General features: G+C 63.2%; 21 protein-coding genes and 1 pseudogene. 12 read left to right on the forward strand and 10 right to left on the reverse strand.

Translation table 11 applies throughout. The features are described from left to right. Positions 1-247 precede the first annotated feature (247 nt). Positions 248-1,597 carry an 8-oxoguanine deaminase gene (locus MPSD_RS14375; protein WP_020725360.1) on the forward strand — a complete coding sequence of 450 codons (1,350 nt, stop codon included), beginning with the start codon at positions 248-250 and terminating at the stop codon, positions 1,595-1,597. A 419-nt stretch (positions 1,598-2,016) separates the two neighbouring features. On the opposite strand, the gene MPSD_RS14380 is transcribed toward MPSD_RS14375, so the two are convergent. Then, complete coding sequence (locus MPSD_RS14380) at positions 2,017-2,748, reverse strand: peroxiredoxin (RefSeq protein ID WP_020787373.1); 732 nt, start codon at positions 2,746-2,748, stop codon at positions 2,017-2,019. Between the two features lie 177 nt (positions 2,749-2,925). Between MPSD_RS14380 and MPSD_RS14385 the strand changes: the two genes are divergently transcribed. The 3 genes from MPSD_RS14385 to MPSD_RS14395 all read left to right on the forward strand — a co-directional run bounded on the left by MPSD_RS14385 (position 2,926) and on the right by MPSD_RS14395 (position 5,749). Then, a complete protein-coding gene (locus MPSD_RS14385) occupies positions 2,926-4,395 on the forward strand; it encodes an alpha-L-fucosidase (protein WP_086085745.1) in 1,470 nt (489 codons plus the stop codon). A 115-nt stretch (positions 4,396-4,510) separates the two neighbouring features. Beyond that, on the forward strand, positions 4,511-4,879 hold the full coding sequence (locus MPSD_RS14390; RefSeq protein ID WP_015355594.1) for a SpoIIAA family protein: 369 nt from the start codon (positions 4,511-4,513) through the stop codon (positions 4,877-4,879). A 96-nt stretch (positions 4,880-4,975) separates the two neighbouring features. Beyond that, a complete protein-coding gene (locus MPSD_RS14395; RefSeq protein ID WP_086085746.1) occupies positions 4,976-5,749 on the forward strand; it encodes a YqjF family protein in 774 nt (257 codons plus the stop codon). Positions 5,750-5,796: 47 nt separating this feature from the next. Here MPSD_RS14395 and MPSD_RS14400 read toward each other — a convergent pair whose 3' ends face one another. Further along, positions 5,797-6,564 carry an SDR family oxidoreductase gene (locus MPSD_RS14400; RefSeq protein ID WP_020787370.1) on the reverse strand — a complete coding sequence of 256 codons (768 nt, stop codon included), beginning with the start codon at positions 6,562-6,564 and terminating at the stop codon, positions 5,797-5,799. Positions 6,565-6,620: 56 nt separating this feature from the next. Between MPSD_RS14400 and MPSD_RS14405 the strand changes: the two genes are divergently transcribed. Next, a complete protein-coding gene (locus tag MPSD_RS14405) occupies positions 6,621-7,097 on the forward strand; it encodes a nuclear transport factor 2 family protein (protein WP_020787369.1) in 477 nt (158 codons plus the stop codon). Between the two features lie 31 nt (positions 7,098-7,128). Then, positions 7,129-7,983: an alpha/beta fold hydrolase gene (locus MPSD_RS14410; RefSeq protein ID WP_020725363.1), complete on the forward strand. Its 855-nt coding sequence runs from the start codon at positions 7,129-7,131 to the stop codon at positions 7,981-7,983. 30 nt (positions 7,984-8,013) lie between these two features. Here MPSD_RS14410 and MPSD_RS14415 read toward each other — a convergent pair whose 3' ends face one another. Continuing rightward, a complete protein-coding gene (locus MPSD_RS14415) occupies positions 8,014-8,574 on the reverse strand; it encodes a dihydrofolate reductase family protein (protein ID WP_012394554.1) in 561 nt (186 codons plus the stop codon). Positions 8,575-8,725: 151 nt separating this feature from the next. On the opposite strand from MPSD_RS14415, the gene MPSD_RS14420 reads away from it, so the two are divergent. Next, positions 8,726-9,136 carry a hypothetical protein gene (locus tag MPSD_RS14420; RefSeq protein WP_020787367.1) on the forward strand — a complete coding sequence of 137 codons (411 nt, stop codon included), beginning with the start codon at positions 8,726-8,728 and terminating at the stop codon, positions 9,134-9,136. Positions 9,137-9,192: 56 nt separating this feature from the next. Here MPSD_RS14420 and MPSD_RS14425 read toward each other — a convergent pair whose 3' ends face one another. The 4 genes from MPSD_RS14425 to MPSD_RS14445 form a co-directional block, all read right to left on the reverse strand. Next, a complete protein-coding gene (locus tag MPSD_RS14425; protein ID WP_012394556.1) occupies positions 9,193-9,936 on the reverse strand; it encodes a DJ-1/PfpI family protein in 744 nt (247 codons plus the stop codon). Between the two features lie 18 nt (positions 9,937-9,954). Further along, positions 9,955-10,905 carry a GlxA family transcriptional regulator gene (locus MPSD_RS14430; RefSeq protein WP_086085747.1) on the reverse strand — a complete coding sequence of 317 codons (951 nt, stop codon included), beginning with the start codon at positions 10,903-10,905 and terminating at the stop codon, positions 9,955-9,957. 161 nt (positions 10,906-11,066) lie between these two features. Next, entirely contained in the window at positions 11,067-12,488 is a 1,422-nt protein-coding gene (locus MPSD_RS14435; RefSeq protein ID WP_036427306.1) for a TIGR00366 family protein, read from the reverse strand. Positions 12,489-12,726: 238 nt separating this feature from the next. Further along, positions 12,727-13,929, reverse strand: a complete 1,203-nt coding sequence (locus MPSD_RS14445) for an ISAs1-like element IS2404/ISMul1 family transposase (protein WP_420811921.1) — start codon at positions 13,927-13,929, stop codon at positions 12,727-12,729. 376 nt (positions 13,930-14,305) lie between these two features. Between MPSD_RS14445 and MPSD_RS14460 the strand changes: the two genes are divergently transcribed. The 4 genes from MPSD_RS14460 (at position 14,306) to tpx (ending at position 17,869) form a co-directional block, all read left to right on the forward strand. Continuing rightward, positions 14,306-14,701 carry a hypothetical protein gene (locus MPSD_RS14460; RefSeq protein WP_020787364.1) on the forward strand — a complete coding sequence of 132 codons (396 nt, stop codon included), beginning with the start codon at positions 14,306-14,308 and terminating at the stop codon, positions 14,699-14,701. 254 nt (positions 14,702-14,955) lie between these two features. Next, the gene (locus tag MPSD_RS14470; protein ID WP_420811922.1) at positions 14,956-16,158 is read left to right on the forward strand and encodes an ISAs1-like element IS2404/ISMul1 family transposase; all 1,203 of its coding nucleotides are present in this window, start codon (positions 14,956-14,958) and stop codon (positions 16,156-16,158) included. Positions 16,159-16,201: 43 nt separating this feature from the next. Further along, positions 16,202-17,284, forward strand: a complete 1,083-nt coding sequence (locus tag MPSD_RS14475; protein WP_020787363.1) for a radical SAM protein — start codon at positions 16,202-16,204, stop codon at positions 17,282-17,284. An 87-nt stretch (positions 17,285-17,371) separates the two neighbouring features. Next, positions 17,372-17,869 (forward strand): thiol peroxidase, encoded by a 498-nt coding sequence (tpx, locus tag MPSD_RS14480; protein ID WP_011740785.1) that lies wholly within the window; start codon positions 17,372-17,374, stop codon positions 17,867-17,869. Positions 17,870-17,890: 21 nt separating this feature from the next. Here tpx and MPSD_RS14485 read toward each other — a convergent pair whose 3' ends face one another. The 3 genes and pseudogenes from MPSD_RS14485 to MPSD_RS14495 all read right to left on the reverse strand — a co-directional run bounded on the left by MPSD_RS14485 (position 17,891) and on the right by MPSD_RS14495 (position 21,178). Further along, complete coding sequence (locus MPSD_RS14485) at positions 17,891-18,979, reverse strand: acyl-CoA dehydrogenase family protein (protein WP_012394562.1); 1,089 nt, start codon at positions 18,977-18,979, stop codon at positions 17,891-17,893. A gap of 1 nt (position 18,980) precedes the next feature. Then, positions 18,981-20,210: pseudogene (locus tag MPSD_RS14490) on the reverse strand (acyl-CoA dehydrogenase). Positions 20,211-20,227: 17 nt separating this feature from the next. Further along, positions 20,228-21,178 carry an enoyl-CoA hydratase gene (locus tag MPSD_RS14495; RefSeq protein WP_086085843.1) on the reverse strand — a complete coding sequence of 317 codons (951 nt, stop codon included), beginning with the start codon at positions 21,176-21,178 and terminating at the stop codon, positions 20,228-20,230. A 235-nt stretch (positions 21,179-21,413) separates the two neighbouring features. Between MPSD_RS14495 and MPSD_RS14500 the strand changes: the two genes are divergently transcribed. After that, a complete protein-coding gene (locus MPSD_RS14500) occupies positions 21,414-22,550 on the forward strand; it encodes an LLM class flavin-dependent oxidoreductase (protein ID WP_086085844.1) in 1,137 nt (378 codons plus the stop codon). Positions 22,551-22,570 lie beyond the last annotated feature (20 nt).

Genomic DNA, 22,570 nt, shown 5'->3' on the forward strand with positions numbered 1-22,570 from the left:
CAGGTGTCATCGTTTGTTCCCGTCAACAACTGTTCCCACCAACAACAATCGGTTCAGGCCGGTGAACTTCGGCTCAACCCTAGCGCGATGGCACCACGCCGACCGGAAAACAATCCGAAATTGGAATCCAAATTGGTACGGCCGAACCAATTGTGCACCGCTGGTGCATGTTCGAGCTGGTCGTGTCAACTTTACGTAGACCCCTCCCATGTCAATCATTCTGCTCACGCTGATGTTAGAGTGTCGCGTGCCCAAACTCGTGATCGACCGCGTATCTATAGCAACCGTTGACCCCAAGGCCGCCGAGTTCTCCGAAGGCCACATCATCGTCGAGGACGATCTGATCGTCGCGGTTGGCGATGGACCCGCGCCCGAGGTCCCCGGCGCAACTGTCATCGATGGACGCGGTTGCCTGGCAACTCCCGGATTGGTCAACACCCACGAGCACCTCTATCAGTGGATCACCCGTGGTTACACCCAGAAGGGGACCTTGTTTCAGTGGCTGACCGAGATGTATCCGGTGTGGGGACGCCTGGACGCTGAGCTGGAGTTCGCTGCCGCCAGCGCGGGGCTGGCCGGGCTCGCCCTGACCGGTTGCACCACGACCATGGATCATCACTATGTCTTCCCGCATGCCGGGGGAGACATGCTGGGCGCGGAGATCGCCGCAGCAAAGCGCATCGGCGTCCGCTTTCATCCGACCCGCGGCTCGATGGACCTCGGCGTCGCATCGGGGGGACTCCCGCCGGAGCACACCGTCGAAGACATCGACACGATCCTGACCACCTGCCAAGACGCCGTACGCGAGCACCACGACCCCACGAAGGGCTCGATGGTGCAGATCTCCCTTGCTCCCTGCTCACCGTTTTCGGTCACCGGTGAATTGATGAAGCAGTCCGCGCTGCTGGCCCGCGACCTTGGGGTGCGGCTGCACACTCATCTTTCGGAGACCGTCGAAGAAGACGAGTTTTGTCTCGCCCAATTCGGTTCCCGGCCAGTTGATTACGTGGAATCGCTGGGCTGGCTGGGAAGTGACGTCTGGATGGCGCACTGCGTGCACCTGTCCAAGGGCGACATCGCCAAGCTCGCCGCTACCGGAACCGGGGTAGCCCACTGCCCGACCTCCAATGGCCGCTTTGGCGCGGGGATCGCCCCGATCCCCGAACTGCTGGCCGCCGATGTCGCGGTCGGATTGGGCGTGGACGGCGCCGGCGCCGAACACCGTGGGCTGGCCAACGAAATGCGCCAGGCCGCGCTGGCGGCCAGATTCCGACTGGGCCCGCAGGCGCTCGACGCGCGCGAGGCCTTGTGGATGGCGACCGTTGGCGGCGCCCGGTGCCTGGGCCGCGACCAAGACCTCGGGTCCCTCGAGGTCGGCAAGCTGGCCGACATCGCACTCTGGCAGCTGGACGGGCTCGGCCATTCCGATGTCGAAGACCCGGTATGGGCGCTGATCTATGGTCCGCCTGCGCCGTTGCGGCTACTCCTGGTGGGTGGAAACACCGTCGTCGAAGACGGCGAGTTGCGCACCGCCGACACCGAGACCTTGGCAACAGACGCCAAGAACGCCGCGGTGACTCTGCGGGAACGCGGCTAGGCCTGGCCGGCGCCGGCCACTGAGCCCCTCGGCGGACCTGCCAGTAGCCCTCAGATCCCTTTTGACGCAAATCCATTGGGAGCTGTGGGATCCGGGGGATCCGGCTAGCCGCAGCCCGTGCCCGTCGCCGAATGAGGAACGCCGCCAATGCCGAGTTAGGGCCGCTTGGTGCTCAGTCGGCGACGGACGGCGCAGGACCCAGCTCGGCAGCGGGTTGGCACCCCAAGTCATAGGGGTCATCGTCGGGTACTTCCCGACATGTTGGCCGACTCGGCGGGGGGGCGTGTTCGTTGCGTTCGCGGGGGCCGCAGCGCTCCCGCTCCGGCGCGGGCCGGCTGGCTCTCGGCATTTCGCTGACTCGTCCATGGTCGTCTCACCCATCTGGCCCGCGGCTTTTTCGGAACCGATGCCGGCGCCCGTCACGGTTGGGCACCGGCTGTGATCGCCGACTCGACGGTCTCAGCACTGAGTTCCTTGGTGCAGAAGAACCAGTCTTCGCATTCAACGCCGTCGACCTGACCTTCCATGCGCTCTTTCGCCGTGCCGCACGAGCCCGCGGGGGGCACGATCACCGGGTCACCCGGGCGCCAGTCCGCCGGTGTCGCGACGTCGTAGTGATCGGCAGTCTGCAGGGCCTTGATCACGCGAAGGAGCTCGTCGAAATTGCGGCCGAGGCTGAGCGGGTAGTAGATGATGGCCCGGATCGTGCCGGTGGGATCGATGACAAACACCGCTCGTACGGCCTTGGTCGAGTCCTCACCAGGCATGATCATCCCGTACTTGCCGGCGATCTCCATCGAGACGTCCTCGATGAGCGGGAAGTTGACCTGCACATCGTGCATGTCGCGAAAACTGATCTTGTCCTTGATCGTTCGCAGCCATGCGATGTGGCTATAGAGCCCGTCCACGGACAGTCCGACCAACTCGGTGTTGTAGGACGCGAACTGCTGCTGCATCGACGCGAACGTGATGAACTCGCTTGTGCATACGGGGGTGAAGTCGGCCGGATGAGAGAAGAAGATGACCCACTTGCCCGCATAGTCGGCCGGAAAATTGATGGGCCCCTGTGTGGTGACAGCGGTGAACTCCGGAGCCGGATCGCCGATTCGTGGCATGACTGCGGCTGGGGCCGGGGTGTCGGGGATGGTCATCGTGATGATCCTTTCGCGTATCTCAGCCCGTTCAACAAATACCCATAGGGGTATATTCCGGGCCGTCCGAGTTTCCACACATCGGGGTTGTTGATGGCCGGCGCCGCAGCGCGGGGTGACCGCCGACAACCACGATGGGACCAGGCACGATGCCGATAGTGCTAGTAGGGTGCGGGAGTGCCCGAATACCAGCCGACCAAAGACTCGGTCGCCACCCATCGTGTGCCCGACTGGTTTGAGAACGCGAAGTTTGGCATCTTCATCCACTGGGGTCTTTATTCGGTGCCGGGGTGGGCCCCACTCGAGGCCGACACCCAAGAGTTGATGGCCACCAGGGGGCTGGCGTACTGGCTCAAGCACAACCCCTATGCCGAGTGGTACCAGAACACCATCGGAATCCCCGGCAGCCCGTCGCAGCAGTACCACCTCAAGACCTACGGCTCCAACTTCACCTACGACGACTTCAAGCCGATGTTCAACAAGGCGGTCAAGCAGTTCGATCCCGACTCCTGGGCCGATTTCTTTGTCCGGGCCAACGCCCGCTACGTGGTGCTCACCACCAAGCACCACGGCGGATTCACCATGTGGCCCAGCCGGCATCCCTACCCGCACAAGGACTCCTGGCATGCCGGCCGCGATCTGGTCGGAGACCTGACCAGCGCGGTCCACGACCGGGGCATGAAGATGGGCCTTTATTACTCGGGTGGCTACGACTGGACGTTCAACCCGACCGTCATCACCGACCTACCGGGGATGGCATCCTCGCTCGTACAGACCGACGAGTATGCGCAGTACGCCGACAATCACATCCGCGAGCTCATCAACCGGTACCAGCCGTCTGTGCTGTGGAACGACATCGGCTACCCACCCAAGTCGAACCTGGCCGAGTTGTTCGCGCATTACTACAACCAGGTGCCCGACGGTGTCATCAACGACCGGTGGGCGCAGTTGCAGCTCCCCAGGGTCCCCGGAATGGAGCCACTGGTCATGGGCGGGCTCGGTCTGGCCAACGCATTGTGGCGGTTGCTGCCCGACCGGGTTCGGGTCTTGGACTTCCCGATCAACTTCCACTACGACTTCCGCACCCCGGAGTACGCCCAGTACGACGAGATCAAACCGTACAAGTGGGAATCGACCCGCGGTGTGGGCAACTCGTTCGGAAACAACCGCCAAGAGGGTCCCGACCAGATGTTGACCCTCACCGACCTCGCCCGCGGCTTCGCCGACCTGGTGAGCAAGAACGGAAACCTGCTCCTGGGTATCGGGCCCTACCCGGACGGCACCATCCCCGAGTTGCAGGCCAAGCTGCTCGCCGATTTCGGCGCGTGGCTCGACGTGACCGGCGACGCCTACTTCAACACCCGCCCGTGGGCAACCGCGCAAGCCACCGCTACAGATGGAACCCCGCTGCGCTTCACCCAAAAAGAGGACGCCGTGTATGTGACGTTCCTGCAGGCCCCCGGCGAACCCCGGGTCGGGTTGCGTGGACTCACCGGCACTTCGGATACCAAGGTCGAGCTACTCGGCGGTGGCACCCTCGAACATGAATGTGCCGACGACCGGATCAACGTGACGTTCCCCGACCGATTGGACGTCTGGCCTGCCTACGCCCTCAAGATCACTCCGAAACCCCATCTGCAAGCTTGATCCCGGCTTCGCCCAATCCGGTGACTTTGGCCTCTAACCAGCCAGCACCGGGGTAGCCGATCATGACGGCATGACAGTTCGCGGCCGACTGTCGCCTAGGAGCCTAGGAGCCCTCATGATCGATTTCTCTTTGGACACCGAACATTCCATTCTCCACGTACGGCCCGAAACGGCGCTGGACAAGGAAGATTTCGTCAAGCTCGCTGAAGTGGTGGATCCTCATATCGAAGCGACCGGCGATCTTGCCGGGCTGATTCTCAACGCCCCGTCCTTCCCCGGCTGGGACAGTTTCGGAGCGATGGTCAATCACTTCCGCTTCATTCGGGACCATCAGAAGCACGTGAAGAAAATCGCCGTCGTTACCGACTCCCACCTCGGGGATGTCGCCGAGCATCTGACATCGCATTTCGTGTCGGCTGAGGTGCGCCACTTTCCCGCCGGCCAAGTCGAACAAGCACAACAGTGGATCCTGGGTGGATCCTAGACGGATTGATGCTCGTAATACCCTGCGCTGCAACGTTGATCGCCGCGTTGCGGGTTCGGGGTCGCTGGATGGGACCGACCCTGCCACGATGGTGAAATGACTGTCGTACCGGGCCCCCCAGAATCGGATTCCAGCCACTGCGACCCCCTTGCCGGATACCCGGTGACGCCACCGCCATTGCCGCGCCCCGTCACCTTCGACCAGCGCTGGAGTGACCTGACCTTCGTCCACTGGCCCGTGCTGCCGGACAGCGTCGCGCACATGTACCCGCCCGGCACTCGTCCCGACATCTTCGCCGACGGTCTGACATATCTGGGCTTTGTTCCGTTCGCGATGACCAGCACCAAGATCGGCACCGCGCTCCCGCTCCCATATTTCGGCAGGTTTCTGGAGACCAACATCCGGCTCTACTCGATCGATGACTCCGGGCGCCACGGCGTGTTGTTCCGTTCCTTGGAAACGGCCCGGCTGGCCGTTGTGCCCGTCACCCGGATTGGGATGGGCATTCCTTACACCTGGGCGAAAATGCAGATGACATGGTCGGGCCAGCGCCTGAGCTATGCAAGCGTGCGGCGCTGGCCCCACCGCGGCCTGCGCAGCCTGCTGACGATCCGCGTGGGCGACGCGGTTGAACCGACTCCGCTGGAGACTTGGCTCACCGCGCGCTGGGGAGCGCACACCCGCCATGGGGGACGGACGTGGTGGATGCCCAACGAGCACGGATCGTGGCCGTTGCACTCGGCCCAGATCCTCGAACTCGACGATGAGCTCACCGCGGCCAGCGGGGTGCGGCCGGCCGGCAAACACCTGCGTGCCCTGTTCTCTCCCGGAGTACGAACCTTATTCGGGCGCCCGTGCGTGGTTCGTTGAATGCGTGGTTCATTGCAAAGCGAGCCGAGCGGCATCCGGATTCGGGGTCAGGGGCAGGTGTACCCACCGTCGATCACGATGTCCGAGCCGGTCATATAGCTGGAAGCCGCACTGGCTAGGTAGAGGTAGAGGCCGGTGAGTTCTTCGGGCCGGCCCATTCGTCCCAGCGGAATCTTTGGCTCCCATAGGTCGTGGTAGTCCGCCAATGGCTCAACGAGCTCGGTGCGGATGTAGCCCGGGCTGACGCTGTTCACCCGGATCTGGTGCGGAGCCAACTCCACGGCCATGGCTTTGGTCAGATGAACAACCGCCGCCTTGGACGTGCAGTAGTGGCTGACCTGCTGAGGAATGTTGATGATGTGTCCGGACATCGACGCGGTCGTGATGATCGTTCCGCCAAGGCCCTGATCGACCATCGCCCGGGCTGCCGCTTGTGCGGTGAGAAAGACACCGGTCACGTTCGTATCCTGAATGCGCTGGAACTCTTCGAGTGGCATGTCCAGCATCGCCTGCACCGAGACGATGCCGGCGTTGCAGACGGCGATGTCGATCCCACCCAGCTCGCCGGTCATCTGGTCGAGCATGCCCCTGACCTGGTCAGGCTGGGTGACATCACAGCGGATAGGCAGCGCCTTGCCGCCGACCCCAGCTATCTCGTCGGCAACCACCTGCAGCGCATCGGAATGCCTTGCCGCAACGGCGACTTGGGCCCCGGCCTCGGCATAGGCCAGCGCCACCTTCTTTCCGATGCCGGTGGACGCCCCGGTGATCAGGGCGCGCTTGCCGCTCAAGTCGAACAGATCCAACACGCTCATTCGCCAGTCCCTTCAGACGGTGACCTCCAACCGAAACACGTTCTAGTGTGTCCGGTATGGGCAGGTTCACCAAGGCCGAGATAGAACAAGCCGTCAGGCACTACACCACCGTCGTCGAGGGGTGCTCAGCCTCCGGCGACTGGCGACCGTTCGCAGACTTGTTCACCGAGGATGTCGTCTACACCGAACACCACTATGGGGTCTTCCATGGCCGCGAGGCGGTGCGCGAGTGGATCGTTGCGGTCATGGCGCCTTTCCCGCATATGCGCTTTCCCTCGGATTGGACCGCCTACGACCAAGACAACGATGCTGTTGTCCTGATGATCAAGAACAGCCTTGACTACCCGACCGATCCAAACGGTGAGCCGTTCTGGTTCCCGAACTGGACTCGACTCGTCTACGCCGGCGACGGCCTGTTCTGCAGCGAGGAAGACATCTATAACCCCGACCGGGATGCGCCACGGGTGATAGCTGCCTGGCTGCTGGCCGGCGGCCAGCTCGCCTCCGACCAGATCCTGCAGCCCGGGCCCTAGGTTGCCGCAACCCGGCTGGGCCGACGCGCACATGCACCACGTCCAGTGGACCCGATCCGGGGTACGCCTGATTCGCCGGATCGCTCGCGCCGGTGACCTCAATTGGCTATTTCTGCCCGGTGGCCCGGGAATCGGCTCCGAGAGCCTGCACGAACTGGTCGACACGGTCGATGTCCCCGGCACCTGCTGGCTGGTCGATCTTCCCGGCGATGGCTCCAACGTCAATGCGCCGGGTGCCTCCGAGGATCCCTATCGTCTGTGGCCGCGGGTTGTCGCGGAAGCGGCCCGACAAGTCCCGCATCCCGTGTTTGTCGGGCATTCCACCGGGGGCGAGTACCTGCTGTCGACGCCCGCGCTGGATGCAGTGCTCGAGGGGCTGGTATTGATCAGCACCGCTCCTGATGCCTCGTGGATGCCGGCCTTCGAGGAGATGACCCGCAACAATTGGCTGCCGGGCGTCGAGCAGGCGATGGCCCGCTACCAATCCGATCAAACACCGGAGAATCTTCGCGCCGTTACCGTCGAGTCGGCGCCCTGGAACTTCGCTGAACATAGCGTCGCCAGGGGCGCGCGGATGCTGGCCCGGCTGCCTTACAACACGGGTGCGACGCAATGGTCGGACGCGAACTTCGATCGCAGCTACCGGTTGGCCTGGTGGCCGACCAGACTACCGACGCTCATCGTCAGCGGCGCGGCCGATCGCATCGTTACGCAGTCGCTGTGGCAAACCGAGCGCTTCCAGGCACACAACGTGATCCGGCGCGTCATCGCCGAGGCCGGGCACTTCCCCTGGATCGAACAGCCGGTCGCGGTGCGCGATGCGTTCACCGAGGTCGCAGAGCGGATCATCGGCGCGCGAGCGACGGGGTCGGACCGTCGGGACTGACCTGCCCGGGGACTTCATGGCAGTAGGGGGTCACTCTGGTGAGGTGACGGTGTAGACAAGACGGGCGAACTGCCCATGAGCAGCGGCGGAAACCAGGCGGAGCCGATCGGCCCCGATGCATCGCGGGAGTAGCGGCGCTCCGCCGGCCAAGGCTACGGGCGCAACGGACAACCTGATCTCATCCAGGGCGCCGGCATCGAGAAACTGGCCGGCAAGGTCTCCGCCACCGACCACCCAGATGTCTCCGGCGCCCGCGGCCTCTTCTATCGTCGGCAGCACATCGAGGACTGAGCCGGATACGAACCGCACATCTGCGCCGGCGGGGACGGGCAGCTCACGTGTAGTGAAGACGAATGTTGGTTTGTCGCCATAGAACTGCTGCCACTTCTCGGGGTGGTCGAGAATGCTCTCCGTCTCAATGACCCACTGGTAGGTTGTCGAGCCCTCCACCATGACTGTCGCTTCGGTCGGAACCAGTCCGCTTTCGGGCAGTCCGCCTTGGTCGACCGCGAACAGCCAAGCCAGCGAATTGTTTTCGTCGGCGATCCAGCCGTTGAGAGTCGTCGCGGTGTCGAACACAATCTGTCCCATAGACCAGACCATACGGCCGCACCCCAACATCGGTGCGGGGCCGCTGTCCGTGGTGGATTCATCCACACCCAAGGGTGACCCGCCTACCATTCGGAGCATGACAACCAGGCCCGCCGGGCCTGACCATACCGGTCGACACGATGCCCCATCGTTGTCGATCCCGCTGCGCGAGCGACGATATCACTGGTTCTTCGTCGTCGCATTCACAACGTTCGCATGTACATCGTTGGTGATCGATACCGCCAACATGGTTGGCCGCCCGAATCCGCATTCGCACAACCCGGCAGCACGGCTCCTCTACGCTCAGATAGGCGGTGCCGATCCGCTGATGATGGCCAACCCTCGTTTTGTGCAACTGTCCGTCGGGTTTGTTTCGGCGCTGCTGTTCGGCGGGTTCTACCTCGTGCTCAGCTATACATTCATACGGGGCCGCGAATGGATCCGGCTGCCAGCAATTTTCGGCGCCGGCATGGTCGTCAGGGCAACCGGGCTGTACCTTACCGTCTTACTCCTCGGTGATGCACCGCTGTTTTGTCCCAGCTATCCCCAGCCGGAGGCGTGAAGGTGGAAATGGCGTCGCTGGAGCAATGGCGACCGCGCGAAGACGGGCCGGGTCCGCTACGGCGTCGAGTCAACCGGCTGGCGCTTGCGCCGTCGCGCCCGAGCCGCCGCCAGCGCCTGCTGCCACGCCAACATGGTGGCGGCCTTCAAGTTGACCGGCGTGGCGCTATCTTTCGACAACAGCGCCGTCGCGGCAACCTTCGTGCTCGCCGATGCCTTCGACATGTGACCGGAATCGAACGGCGGCTGAGGATCGTATTCGAGGGCCAGCTGGATCGCTTTCGCCCGGCTCTCGCCACCGATTTGCCCGGCCAGCCACAGCCCCAAGTCCAGTCCCGCGGACACGCCAGCACTCGTAATGATGTTGTCCTGCTGAACGATTCGCTTGTCAGCGACCGGAATCGCGCCAAACGCCTTCAGCGCCGGGATGGTCAGCCAGTGTGAAGTCGCGCGCCGGTCTTTGAGCAAGCCGGCCGCGGCCAGGATTACCGAGCCCGAACACACCGAAGTAGTCCAGCTGGCGCTCCGATGGGCTTGGCGCAGCCAGTCGAGTAGCTTCTCATCGCGCGCATGCACGGGAGTAGCCGGGCCACCCGGAACCACGACCACATCAGGCGCAGGAGTTTCAGCCAGCGAATGCGTGGCGCCGAGCACCAGCACCCCCGAGTCGGCGGTGATCGGTCCGGGATCATGCCAGACAAAACGCACCTCGGCGTGGGGGAGATTGCGCAATACCTCGTACGGGCCAATCATGTCCAGAGCGGTAAAACCCGGGTAAGCAACGAAAGCGAACTGGGGCATCGGTATTCTCCCTTCCGGTCAGGCGAAGGCCTTGCGGTATTGGTCTGGTGAGATGCCAACCCTGCGAATGAAGTTGCGCCGCATCGTCTCAGCGGTACCGAACCCGCAGCGGGCCGCGATTGCCACGACGGTGTCCTCGGTCTCTTCCAACTGTCGTCGCGCGGCCTCCGTGCGGACGCGTTCGACATACTGGCCCGGCGCCTCGCCAACTTCACCAGTGAATACCCGCGTGAAATGGCGGGGACTCATCGCCGCCCGATGGGCCAGCTCTTCAATGCTGTGCGGGCCACCCGGTTGGGCCTCGATCGCCTCCTGCACGTCCCGGATCGAAGGCCGCTTGGCCCGTGGCATCCACACCGGTGCCGCGAACTGCGTCTGGCCGCCGGGGCGACGCAGATACAACACCAGCCAGCGGGCAACCGTCTGGGCGATCTCGGTGCCGTGATCGCCCTCGACCAAGGCGAGCGCGAGGTCAATACCCGCCGTCACTCCCGCGGCAGTCCACACCTTCGGGGAGCTGCGGATGAAGATCGGGTCAGGATCGACGTCGACGGCGGGAAACTCACGAGCCAGTCGGTCGGCGAAGGCCCAATGTGTGGTGGCCCGACAACCGTCGAGCAGCCCCGCTTCGGCGGCCAAAAATGTGCCGGTACACACGGTGACAACGCGCCGTGCAGTACCCGCAGCGGCTTTGACCCAGTCCATCAGCGCCACGTTGTCGCGTGCGGCATCGACGCCACCGCCACCGGGGAGCACAACGGTGTCTACCGGCGCACTCGGGTTTGGCAGCCGCGTGGTCATGAATTCCAAGCCGATTCCGGTGGCCACCGGACGCTCGTCGATCGATGCGAGCGCCACGTCGTAACCGCCCTCGCTCAGCAGGGATGAACCCGCAAACACCTCGAACGGTCCCACCACGTCGAGCGGTTGGACCCCGGGGAAACCGACGATAACCACCTTGCGGGCCATGGGCTCAATGCTGCTCAGGTTCCGCTATGTCGTCTAGGTCGGGTACCCCACAAATTAGGCCAGGCCGTCAGCTGCCGGCGTGTCCCCGCCGCACCGGCAGCCGAGTAATGAGTCCAGGGGAGCACATGTCAGTGCATTGGTAGGCGCCGGAGTTGATCGATTCATAGGATGTGCAGCGCGATGAGGACGGCGGCGCTGGAGACCACCGAACCGATCAGGAAGGCGATGATGGTGAATCCCATTACCTGACGGACATTGAGTTTCGCGATTGCCAGCAATGGTAGCAGCCAGAACGGCTGAATCATGTTGGCAACCGCCTCGCCGATTGCCACCGACATTGAGATCAGTCCGAGGTAGGCCGGCGAATGTTGGCCCAGCACGAGCGCCGAGTCGACCGCGACTGGCCCCTGCACCGCCCAGTGTCCACCGCCGGAGGGCACAAACAGCGAGATGATGATCGAGCCGACGAAGGTCAGGAAAGGGAGGGTGTACTGGTTCGCGCCGCTGACCAGCACCTCGGCGAGCACCGTCTGCAGCGGCTTGCCCGAACCCGCGGGTGCTTGCGAGGGCAGATAACCCAGAAGCCCGATGATCCCACCGTACAGCGGATACTGCAGCAGCAGCGGGCCCGACACTCTGGCCGCGCCGGAAAACGCCCGGATGAAGCGAATTGGCGTGCGATGTAGCAACGCTCCCGTCACGGTGAACAGCATGATCATCGACGAGATGTTCAGCGCAAAACCACTTAGCCAGAAGTATGTTAGTCCCGCGACAAAGACGATCACGTTGAGAATCCACAGGTTTTCCAACCAGTCAGCAAACGTCCGGTGGCCTGTGGCGGGGCCCGATGGCGTTTCCTCGTCCGCGAAGACCGCGGGGTCCGGCTCGAGGCGACGCGCCGGCTCCATGCGCCGGATCGCGATGGCCAGCAGCACCAGTACCGCCGCCGCGGCCACCCAGCTGTAGGGCTGGAAGATCGTCAGCCGCAGCGGCACGTTGATTCCGGTCATCTTGTGAATCACATTGATTGGGCTCTTGGAGTCGGTGTTCGCCAGCGCGATCGACGACGACAGGCCCTGGGGCCAGACGATAAAGCCCATGAATGAGGCTGCGATGAGGTAGCCGAAATGCACGCCCTCGAGTCGCTTCGCCACCTGGCGAGCGACCAGGGCGCCCGCCACCAGACCGAGCCCCCAATTCAGCAGCGACAATGCGGCACTCAGGCTAAAACACAGCAGAGCGCCTTGAATCTGGTTCGTTAGCTTACTGGCGACGAATACGATCGCCCGCTTCAGCGGTGGCGCTTCGGCGAGCGTGTAACCAGTCACCAGGATCAGCACCATCTGGAACGCGAAGGTAAAGATGTTCTGCGATCCCCAGACACCGTCGTACCAGGCGTTGAGGACGCCGCTCGGCGTTGCGCCCCGGACCAGTAGCGCGACCAACGCAACCACGATGACGGTAAGCAGGACCGCGAACAGGTACGGATCTGGCATGAAGCGTTCGACGTAGCGCACGCACAGCGCCGTGAGGTGCTGCATCAAGCTGCGCCGCTTGGCCTTTCGATCCTGCCGTGTCGTCATTGGCCCGCCTTCGCTAAGTCGACCCGCCGCATCAATCCGCGCTTGTTGATTGTGCTGGCCCGACCCCGAAACCGTAAACAGGATCTCGGCGGCCGCTACATCTCGACCGCGGCGCAAGCTCGGCAGCGAGAAGGCCGAGCGGCGCGCGACCGGCGTGATGCCGGCACCGCCAGCCGGAATCCCTCGTTCCAACGCCATTACTTGCTAAGGGTGAACCCCAGGGCTCCGGCGTTGTTGATTAGCAGGCTGGTGAGCTGGGGAATTGTGGATTGAGGAGGTCTAGGCGGCGGTTGGCTGTCAAAGCGGTGATCCGGCAGGCTTCGGCGATGTTGTCGGCGCCGTTGAGGCGGTGCAGATTGATCGCGGTGTTGCGTAGCGTTGCTAGGACCTGTGCGCCGTTTCCGGTATGTGCCCTTTGACGGTCTTCGTCGAAGGTGACGTCGCGTATCCAGTGCAGGCTGTTCTCGATTCCCCAGTGTTGACGCATCCAGGTCATGATCGCGGTAGGGCGGGCGTGCTCGAACGGCAGGCTGCAGATGGCATAGACCACCTCCACGCTGCGCTGGTCGGTGGCGGTGATCAAGCGTTCACGAGTGATCCGGATGATTTGTTTTGCGTAGGGGAAGCCGATTCCTCGTGCAGCGGTGATGATTTGCGGGGTGCGGGTCTCGACACGGCCGTGGCCGCGGGAGTCGTCGGTAGCGGCTGTGGGCACCTCGGCCCAGGGCAGCGCGGTGATACGCGCAAGTATTTTGGCTTGGTTGGACTTGACGATCATCAGGTAGTGCGACTTCAAGGTGGCGCAGATCAACTTCGCGGTGACGACCTGGGTATGCATCGCATCCACGGTGACCAGCCACCGCAAGCTACCCGGCAGCAGCGTGAGCAGGGCACGTACGCAGGGAATTTCATTGCTTTTCTCGGCGACAGCGAGTTGACCGAGCACCAATCGGGCACGGTGGGCGAACACCGACACGAGATGCGTGGCTGTCGCTTTGGCGCGTAAAGCACCACGCAGCATCTTGCCGTCCAACGCGATCGGCACCAATCCACTGGGGTCGCTGCTGGCCACGTGTGCAGTGAAGTAACTGCCCATCCTGGCGTTGAGGTCGGCGGGGTCTAGCCGAGACAAAACAGCGCGGAAGGTCTTCTCACTGGGCCGCCGGAACCGGACCCCTAATTGGGCCAACACATCATCGGGAGCGGTGGCCGCCCATGTGGCAAAACCAGCATAGCCGCGCATCCCCGCGGCAGTGGCCAGAACCGCGATCGCCAACAAAGCCATCAGCGAATACCTCCGACCGCGTGGGCCCCTCGGGTCTGGCACCGAGGCCAACACATCGAGAAACTCCGATCCGATGAGCTCGCTGCGCTCACCAGGACTCCAGCGGTCGAACACCTCTGGAACCGACGACACAGGCAATACTGAAACGGTAGGCACGGGCAACTCCAGACCAACGACGAACAGTAACCAACTCGATCGTTCTCCAGATAGCCCGTGCCTACACTCCGGCCCCAATAGCGCGGCACCAAAGATCATCAACCCAGCTCACAAGCCTGCTAATCAACAACGCCGGAGCCCTGGGGTGAACCCGATACCAGAATGGCAAATTAGAATTGCGCTCGAATTTGCGGCCGCATTTCGCCAATGCAGACATCATGATGAATATCGTGTATGGTTTGCATACCACATTGTCTTGCGTCGTTGGCGAAGGGCGGCTGTCACTCAGCCGCATAGGCCGAATAGGTCACATATGCCACATTGACCACATCGAGCAAGCGATAGCAGTACAGCCACTTAACGTAAGGAGTACAACGTGACGATATTGCAGGAAACCGCCCAATCAGCCGTCAGCAAGGTGATCATCGAGGCGTTGGAGTCGGCGACCGCTACGTCGGTCATTTCGGCCCTCGCCGAAGGACGAAACACGGCTTCCAAGAACACTTTCCGCCCGAGCATCATCACACTTGAGACCATCGACGGACAAGAGATCCGAGTCAGCACGCTGACCAGCAAGTCCGCTACAGCGGCAGAGTTGGTCTCGGCGGGCACGACCATCGATGTCACACCCACCGGCACCTACGTCCTGGCCTGCGGCAAGACATTGGTGATTGAAAATGGCCGCCTGGTAGGTGGTACCGCCGCGGCTGGAGATATCCCCGATTGGGCCGTGTTCTACCTCCTGCCGGTTGATCGGCAGCGATGCCAATAGGGGAAGAAGTGTCAGTCTTCGGACTGGGAGTGCCGCTATGCAATGGGTAATTAAGACCAGCAAGCTCTGCAATCTAAGTTGCAAATACTGTTACGAGTGGGAGCACCTATCCAGGGCTCCGGCGTTGTTGATTAGCAGGCTTGTGAGCTGGGTTGATGATCTTTGGTGCCGCGCTATTGGGGCCGGAGTGTAGGCACGGGCTATCTGGAGAACGATCGAGTTGGTTACTGTTCGTCGTTGGTCTGGAGTTGCCCGTGCCTACCGTTTCAGTATTGCCTGTGTCGTCGGTTCCAGAGGTGTTCGACCGCTGGAGTCCTGGTGAGCGCAGCGAGCTCATCGGATCGGAGTTTCTCGATGTGTTGGCCTCGGTGCCAGACCCGAGGGGCCCACGCGGTCGGAGGTATTCGCTGATGGCTTTGTTGGCGATCGCGGTTCTGGCCACTGCCGCGGGGATGCGCGGCTATGCTGGTTTTGCCACATGGGCGGCCACCGCTCCCGATGATGTGTTGGCCCAATTAGGGGTCCGGTTCCGGCGGCCCAGTGAGAAGACCTTCCGCGCTGTTTTGTCTCGGCTAGACCCCGCCGACCTCAACGCCAGGATAGGCAGTTACTTCACTGCACACGTGGCCAGCAGCGACCCCAGTGGATTGGTGCCGATCGCGTTGGACGGCAAGATGCTGCGTGGTGCTTTACGCGCCAAAGCGACAGCCACGCATCTCGTGTCGGTGTTCGCCCACCGTGCCCGATTGGTGCTCGGTCAACTCGCTGTCGCCGAGAAAAGCAATGAAATTCCCTGCGTACGCGCCCTGCTCACGCTGCTGCCGGGTAGCTTGCGGTGGCTGGTCACCGTGGATGCGATGCATACCCAGGTCGTCACCGCGAAGTTGATCTGCGCCACCTTGAAGTCGCACTACCTGATGATCGTCAAGCCCAACCAAGCCAAAATACTTGCGCGTATCACCGCGCTGCCCTGGGCCGAGGTGCCCACAGCCGCTACCGACGACTCCCGCGGCCACGGCCGTGTCGAGACCCGCACCCCGCAAATCATCACCGCTGCACGAGGAATCGGCTTCCCCTACGCAAAACAAATCATCCGGATCACTCGTGAACGCTTGATCACCGCCACCGACCAGCGCAGCGTGGAGGTGGTCTATGCCATCTGCAGCCTGCCGTTCGAGCACGCCCGCCCTACCGCGATCATGACCTGGATGCGTCAACACTGGGGAATCGAGAACAGCCTGCACTGGATACGCGACGTCACCTTCGACGAAGACCGTCAAAGGGCACATACCGGAAACGGCGCACAGGTCCTAGCAACGCTACGCAACACCGCGATCAATCTGCACCGCCTCAACGGCGCCGACAACATCGCCGAAGCCTGCCGGATCACCGCTTTGACCGCCAACCGCCGCCTAGACCTCCTCAATCCACAATTCCCCAGCTCACCAGCCTGCTAATCAACAACGCCGGAGCCCTGGGCACCTATCGGACCCGACAAGGATGTCGGAGTCGGTCTGGCGGGACGCTTTAGTCGCCATCCGGGACTACGCCGATCTGACGACCCGGCGCTGCGGCTACGACATCCCCGTGGACATCATTTGGCACGGGGGCGAGCCCACACTGTTGCCGCGTGAATACTTTGAACGAGTGTTCGCATTGCAGAGAGAGGTTTTCCCCAGCGACTGGCTACAAAGCCGCCGGGTCAGAAATGTCCTGCAAACGAACCTGTATTCCGTTCGCGACGAGCACCTCGACGTCTTCGAAGAACATGACGTTGAACTGGGTATCTCGGTAGATTTCGCCGAAGGCGTGCGGTTGACGGCGGGAGGCAAGCGGACAGAGGCGGCGGTACGTTCGAACATCCGCCGTCTGCAGGACCGGGGCTTACCCTTCAGCATCATCACGGTGTTGGCTGGGCACACCGTCAGCCAGATTCAGCGCGTATTCGAGGAGATCAGCCAGCTCCAGAAGCCGACACGACTGCTCCCACTGTTCAGCGGTCCCGCGGCGCGTCCGATGAACGGCGTCACCGTCGACAAGTCCGACATCCTCGACGCGTTGATGGTGTTCTTCGACCTGCGGGTCTCGGCCGGTATGACCCCGCGGGTCGATCCTCTTGATCAGTATCTGCGCACCGTGATCCTCAAGCGCATGGGCTTGGAGCGCCCGAGCCAAGACCGTGCGCTGTTGGGTAACGACGTCCTCGTCATCGACCGTGACGGCAGACTCAGCTGCGATGCCTACCGTGAGCATGGGGACCTCGGCAATATCACCGAGACGACCATCGAGGACATCGTGGATGGCGCCACCTACGGCTACCTTGTCGCGGAAGAGACAGCACTGAAGGATTCGGTCTGCACGCAGTGCCCGTTCCTCGGCGCCTGCGACACCAGCCCGATCGCACGCAATTTCGACAGCCACATCCTGCAAGACTGCCCGATCGATCGATATATCTTGCCGCGCATCGAGGCCCACCTCGAGGATCGGGGCTTCTTCGACGAACAGTTCAGCGCCATGGTCCATGAGGTCACAGCGACCCATGTGGTCGAGGCGTTCGGAGCGCGGGTTTCGTATTCATGCTGAAGGTGTCCTTTGGGCACCAACAGCGGCGGGTCAGCCCGGTCTGGACCTGATCGTGGGTCGCTTTGACGGTCTTGGCAGACTGTGCCCATGGCACAGATAACCCTGCGTGGAAATGCGATCAACACTGTCGGCGAACTGCCCGCCGTCGGATCTCCTGCCCCGGCATTCGCCCTTACCGGTGATGACCTGGGAACGGTGAGCAGCGACCAGTTCCGCGGCAAGGCCGTCGTGCTGAATATCTTCCCGTCCATCGATACACCGGTGTGCGCAACCAGTGTTCGGACCTTCAACGAGCGTGCCGCCGCCAGCGGAGTGAACGTGCTCTGCGTGTCGAAAGACCTGCCGTTTGCGCAGAAGCGATTCTGTGGGGCGGAGGGGATCGAGAACGTGACAAACGCCTCGGCGTTCCGCGACGGCTTCGGTGAGGCCTACGGCGTCACCATCACCGACGGCCCGATGGCCGGACTCCTTGCCCGGGCCATCGTGGTCATCGGCGCCGACGGCAAAGTTTCCTACACCGAACTGGTGCCGGAAATCGCGCAAGAGCCCGACTACGAAGCGGCGCTGGCAGCAGTCGGCACCTAGATCGGCACCGTCGCTCACCGGCTAGAGGCCGACACGATCGGCCAACAGCGACCGGTGATGCGCACTGCTGCCGAACAAGGCTTCGGTCGTCTTGGCCCGGCGGAAATACAGATGCAGGTCGTGTTCCCAGGTGAAGGCGATCCCGCCGTGAACCTGGATAGCCGAGCCCGCACACAATACGTAGGTGTCCGCGGCCTGCGCCTTCGCCAGCGGGGCGGTGGCGTGCAGTTCGTCCCCGCCTGCCGCGCACAGCTGCGCAAACATCACCGCAGCGCGGGTGGCATCAATCTCGATCATCATGTCGGCGCAGCGGTGCTTGACGGCCTGAAACGAGCCGATCGGCCGATCGAATTGCTTGCGACTGCAGGCGTATTCGATCGCCAGATCCAGGCATGCCTCGGCACCACCGAGCATCTCAGCGGCCAGCAGCACCCGGGCCACGTCCAGTAGTCGGGCTACCTCGTCGGCTGAGCTCGCGGCCAAGGCTTCCGCCGGGGCCCGAACCAGTCGCAGCTTGGCGACCGGACGGGTGATGTCGAACGAGGGGAGTCCGACGACGGCGACCCCTGGGGCAGCGGCGTCCACCACGTAGAGGATCACCGCACCGTCGGATTCGGCCGGGACGACGAACAGGTCCGCGACATGGCCATGCAACACCGGGGCGCACTCGCCGGTGAGTACCGGGCGACCGTCGCGCCGGCCGGCTCGCACCGAGGTCACGGATAGGTCGGGTCCGGCCGCCGCCAGCGCCCCGATCCGATCGCCGGAGAGCAGACCGCTGAGCAGGCCCTTGCGCTGCTCGCTATCACCCATGCGCAGTATCGCCTCGATCGCGAGGATCGTTGCGGCGAAGGGAACCGGGGTCAGTGCCCGGCCGAGTTCACCGAATGCGATCGCGGTCTCCACCAGCGTGCCGCCCGCTCCGCCGTACTCCGGCGGGGCGTGTAGCGCGGGCAGTTCCAGTTCGGCGCAAAGCCGGTGCCACAGTTTTTTGTCATGGCCACCCACGGCGGCAACCTGACGTACCCGCGCCGGTGGGGCCTGATCGCGAAGAAAGCCCCGCAACGACTCGCGGAAGTCGTCCTGCTCGGTGCTATAGCGGAAATCCATGTCAGTGCACGGCTTCTCGGCGTGGTTCCTTGGGGAGCCCGAGCAATTGCTCGCCGATCACATTGCGCTGGATCTGCGAACTGCCGGCATAGATCGTCGCGGCGCGCGCGTATAACAACTCGTCCATCCAGCAGGCAGGGGAGTTGGCGGTACCGGCCTGCGGAACAACGCGCGCCTCACCATTGCCCGGGCCGCTGGGGCAGAGCGCGTCCAACCCGAGGATTTCCACGGCAAGCTCGGTATAGCGCTGGAAGTATTCACTCCAGATGACCTTGCTGATCGCCGCTTCAGCGCCTGGCAACACCCCGTTCAGTGCCCAGGTAAGGCTGCGGTAGCCGCGGTAGCGCATGATCTGGGTGCGGGAATAACACCACGCCAGCCGGTCTCGGATGCGCGGGTCGCTGTCCAGGCCCCGCGCTCGGGCCAGATCGCACAACCGCGACAGGTCACGGGCGAAGTCGATCGCCCCCGTGGTCGCCTGCGCGCCGCGTTCGAAACCCAGCAGGCTCATGGCGGCCGTCCAGCCGCTGCCGACTTCGCCCACTACATTGGCAACGCCGGTTCAGGCGTCGGCGAAGAAGACCTCATTGAACAGGGAATGTCCGGCGGCATTGACGATCGGCCGAACTACCACGGCGGGCTGGTCCATCGGCACCAACAACAACGACAGCCCCTGGTGCTTGGGCGCAACGGGATCCGTTCGCGCCAAGACAAAGATCCAATTGGCGGTGGATCCGGCCGATGTCCAGATTTTCTGACCGTTAATCACCCACTGGTCACCATCGAGTACGGCTCGGGTCCGCACGGAGGCCAGATCCGAGCCGGCCTCGGGCTCAGAGAAACCCTGACACCAGCGATCGTCGCCGGTGAGGATGCGCGGCAGGAAATGCCGCTTCTGCGCTTCGGTTCCCAGGGCGATCAACGTGTTGCCCAGCAGATCGACCCCGAACAGATCGTTCTCCTCGCGCTCGGGTGCTCCCGCGCGGGCGAACTCTTCGGCGAGCACCACCTGCTCGACGGGGGAGTAACCGCCCCCGCCGTACTCCTTGGGCCAGGACACCGCGATCAACCCGGCCGCCACCAGGAGTTGGCGCCACCTCGCAGCGAAGGCCTTGCGGTCCTGCACCGCCAGAGCGCCAGGCCCCGACCAGCCGCACGGCAGGTGCTCGTCCAAGAACGCGCGGACCCGCTCGCGAAACTCTTCCGCCTCGGGCGGGTAAGCGACGTCCACGTGCGGCGCTCCCTTGCTCAGGGCCGCCGCTTGGTCGCGGGCAGAATCTCCAGAGCGGCCCGCCAGTCGTCGAGTCCATACTCGACGGTGCCGTAGCACAGCTTTCCGCCGGTGACCTCGGCCCAGTGGGCATGATTGAGCTGATGGATCTTGAAGCACCCGTCCAGCGCCGTGGTGAAACCCATGGCGTCCACGGTCTGGTTCACCGATTCCTTGATGAGCAGCGCAGCCATCGTCGGTAGCTTGGCGATGCGGCGCGCAAATTCGATCGCGCTATCGGCTAGATCCTCGCCCGGAAATACCTTGCTCACCATGCCCAACGCGTGGGCTTCGTCCGCGCCGATCGAGTCGCCGGTAAGCAAGAACTCCTTGGCCTTGCGCGGGCCGAACTCCCACGGGTGGCCGAAGTACTCGACTCCACACATGCCGAGACGGGTGCCCACGATATCGGCGAATACGGTGTCATCGGCAGCGACGATCAAGTCACAGCACCAGGCCAACATCAAACCCGCCGACAGCACCGTCCCGTGCACCTGGGCGACGGTGATCTTGCGCAGATTGCGCCACCTCTTCGTGTTCTCGAAGTAGTAGTGCCACTCCTGGCGGTTGCGTGACTCCACCCCGCCATAGGTGCCGCCATTGCACTGATAGGTGGGGTGCTGGTCGGGCCCCGGGGCGCGTTCCCGGACATCATCGGCCGAGCCCAGGTCGTGCCCGGCGGAAAAGGCGGGCCCCTCGCCGCGCAGGATGACCACCCGGACGGTGTCGTCAGCTTCGGCAAGTTCGAAGGCGGCACCCAACTCCACCAGCATTCCGCGCGTTTGCGCGTTGCGCTGTTTCGGACGATTCAGGGTGATCGTCGCGATACGGCCGTCGTCGATCGTTTCGTACCGGACGTATGTGAAGTCCGGCGCCGCACGCTTCCCGTTGGACCAGCGATCGACTGGACTGACACCGGCGACGTTCATGGCGGCTCCTTACTGCTCACTGGGCGCTGAACGGGTGATCTGTGCGAGGTTACGCGGCTACGGACCAGTATGTCCATAGCTAATACGGCCTATCAGGGGATCCATGACACATAAACTCGCATGCAAATTGGGTCTTGTGCGCAGTCAAGTATCTTGCTAGTACTGTGGTATACCTACAGAAGACGCGATCACGGCGCCACACATCAGGGCCGGGGACAGACCAGAAGGGTTAATGATGGAGATCGGAATATTCCTCATGCCGGCCCATCCGCCGGAACGCACTCTCTACGACGCCACCCAGTGGGACCTCGACATCATCGAACTGGCCGACCAACTCGGCTACGTCGAAGCCTGGGTCGGCGAACACTTCACCGTGCCGTGGGAGCCGATCTGCGCCCCGGATCTACTGTTGGCCCAGGCGCTGCTGCGTACCAAGCAGATCAAGCTCGCACCCGGCGCGCACCTGCTGCCCTATCATCACCCGGTCGAACTTGCCCATCGCGTAGCGTATTTCGATCACCTGGCACAGGGCCGCTTCATGCTGGGCGTCGGAGCCAGCGGTATCCCAGGAGACTGGGCACTCTATGACGTGGACGGCAAGAATGGCGAGCATCGCGAGATGACCCGCGAAGCCCTCGAAATCATGTTGCGGATCTGGACCGAAGACCAACCCTGGGAACATCGCGGAAAGTACTGGAACGCCAACGGTATTGCGCCGATGTTCGAAGGTCTGATGAGGCGCCACATCAAGCCCTACCAAAAACCCCACCCACCGATCGGAGTAACCGGGTTCAGCGCCGGCTCGGAAACCCTCAAACTGGCCGGCGAGCGGGGCCACCTTCCGATGAGCCTGGACCTGAACACCGAGTATGTCGCGACCCACTGGGATGCGGTCCTCGAAGGCGCCGCCCGCAGCGGCCGGACGTCCGACCGCCGCGACTGGCGACTCGTGCGTGAGGTGTTGGTGGCGGAGACCGATGAGCAAGCATTCCGGTACGCCGTCGACGGGACCATGGGGCGAGCCATGCGCGAGTACGTCCTGCCGACCTTCCGAATGTTCGGCATGACCAAGTTCTACAAGCACAACCCCTCGGTGCCCGACGACGACGTGACCCCGGAGTACCTCGCCGAAAACACCTTCGTGGTCGGCTCGGTGGACACCGTGGTCGACAAACTCGAAGCCACCTACGACCAGGTCGGCGGATTCGGTCACCTGTTGGTTCTCGGATTCGACTACCGGGAGAACCCGGGGCCATGGAAAGAGTCACTACGGCTGCTCGCCGAGGAAGTCATGCCCCGGCTCGATGCTCGCATCGCCAAGAAGCCGGGGGGACCCCACAAACCTCCAAAGCCCGAAGCCGCGATCGTCTAGCGAACCAAAGGCGAGAAGGG

Origin of the sequence: Mycobacterium pseudoshottsii JCM 15466 (assembly GCF_003584745.1) — a bacterium.
In the GTDB taxonomy this organism is placed as follows: domain Bacteria; phylum Actinomycetota; class Actinomycetes; order Mycobacteriales; family Mycobacteriaceae; genus Mycobacterium; species Mycobacterium marinum.

Bases quoted from the DNA above. Each gene is read 5' to 3' on its own strand.
- MPSD_RS14380 (WP_020787373.1), bottom strand. From the start codon at position 2,748: ATGACCATCCCCGACACCCCGGCCCCAGCCGCAGTCATGCCACGAATC.
- MPSD_RS14390 (WP_015355594.1), top strand. From the start codon at position 4,511: ATGATCGATTTCTCTTTGGACACCGAACATTCCATTCTCCACGTACGG.
- MPSD_RS14395 (WP_086085746.1), top strand. From the start codon at position 4,976: ATGACTGTCGTACCGGGCCCCCCAGAATCGGATTCCAGCCACTGCGAC.
- MPSD_RS14400 (WP_020787370.1), bottom strand. From the start codon at position 6,564: ATGAGCGTGTTGGATCTGTTCGACTTGAGCGGCAAGCGCGCCCTGATC.
- MPSD_RS14405 (WP_020787369.1), top strand. From the start codon at position 6,621: ATGGGCAGGTTCACCAAGGCCGAGATAGAACAAGCCGTCAGGCACTAC.
- MPSD_RS14410 (WP_020725363.1), top strand. From the start codon at position 7,129: ATGCACCACGTCCAGTGGACCCGATCCGGGGTACGCCTGATTCGCCGG.
- MPSD_RS14415 (WP_012394554.1), bottom strand. From the start codon at position 8,574: ATGGGACAGATTGTGTTCGACACCGCGACGACTCTCAACGGCTGGATC.
- MPSD_RS14425 (WP_012394556.1), bottom strand. From the start codon at position 9,936: ATGCCCCAGTTCGCTTTCGTTGCTTACCCGGGTTTTACCGCTCTGGAC.
- MPSD_RS14430 (WP_086085747.1), bottom strand. From the start codon at position 10,905: ATGGCCCGCAAGGTGGTTATCGTCGGTTTCCCCGGGGTCCAACCGCTC.
- MPSD_RS14435 (WP_036427306.1), bottom strand. From the start codon at position 12,488: ATGACGACACGGCAGGATCGAAAGGCCAAGCGGCGCAGCTTGATGCAG.
- MPSD_RS14475 (WP_020787363.1), top strand. From the start codon at position 16,202: ATGTCGGAGTCGGTCTGGCGGGACGCTTTAGTCGCCATCCGGGACTAC.
- tpx (WP_011740785.1), top strand. From the start codon at position 17,372: ATGGCACAGATAACCCTGCGTGGAAATGCGATCAACACTGTCGGCGAA.
- MPSD_RS14485 (WP_012394562.1), bottom strand. From the start codon at position 18,979: ATGGATTTCCGCTATAGCACCGAGCAGGACGACTTCCGCGAGTCGTTG.
- MPSD_RS14495 (WP_086085843.1), bottom strand. From the start codon at position 21,178: ATGAACGTCGCCGGTGTCAGTCCAGTCGATCGCTGGTCCAACGGGAAG.
- MPSD_RS14500 (WP_086085844.1), top strand. From the start codon at position 21,414: ATGGAGATCGGAATATTCCTCATGCCGGCCCATCCGCCGGAACGCACT.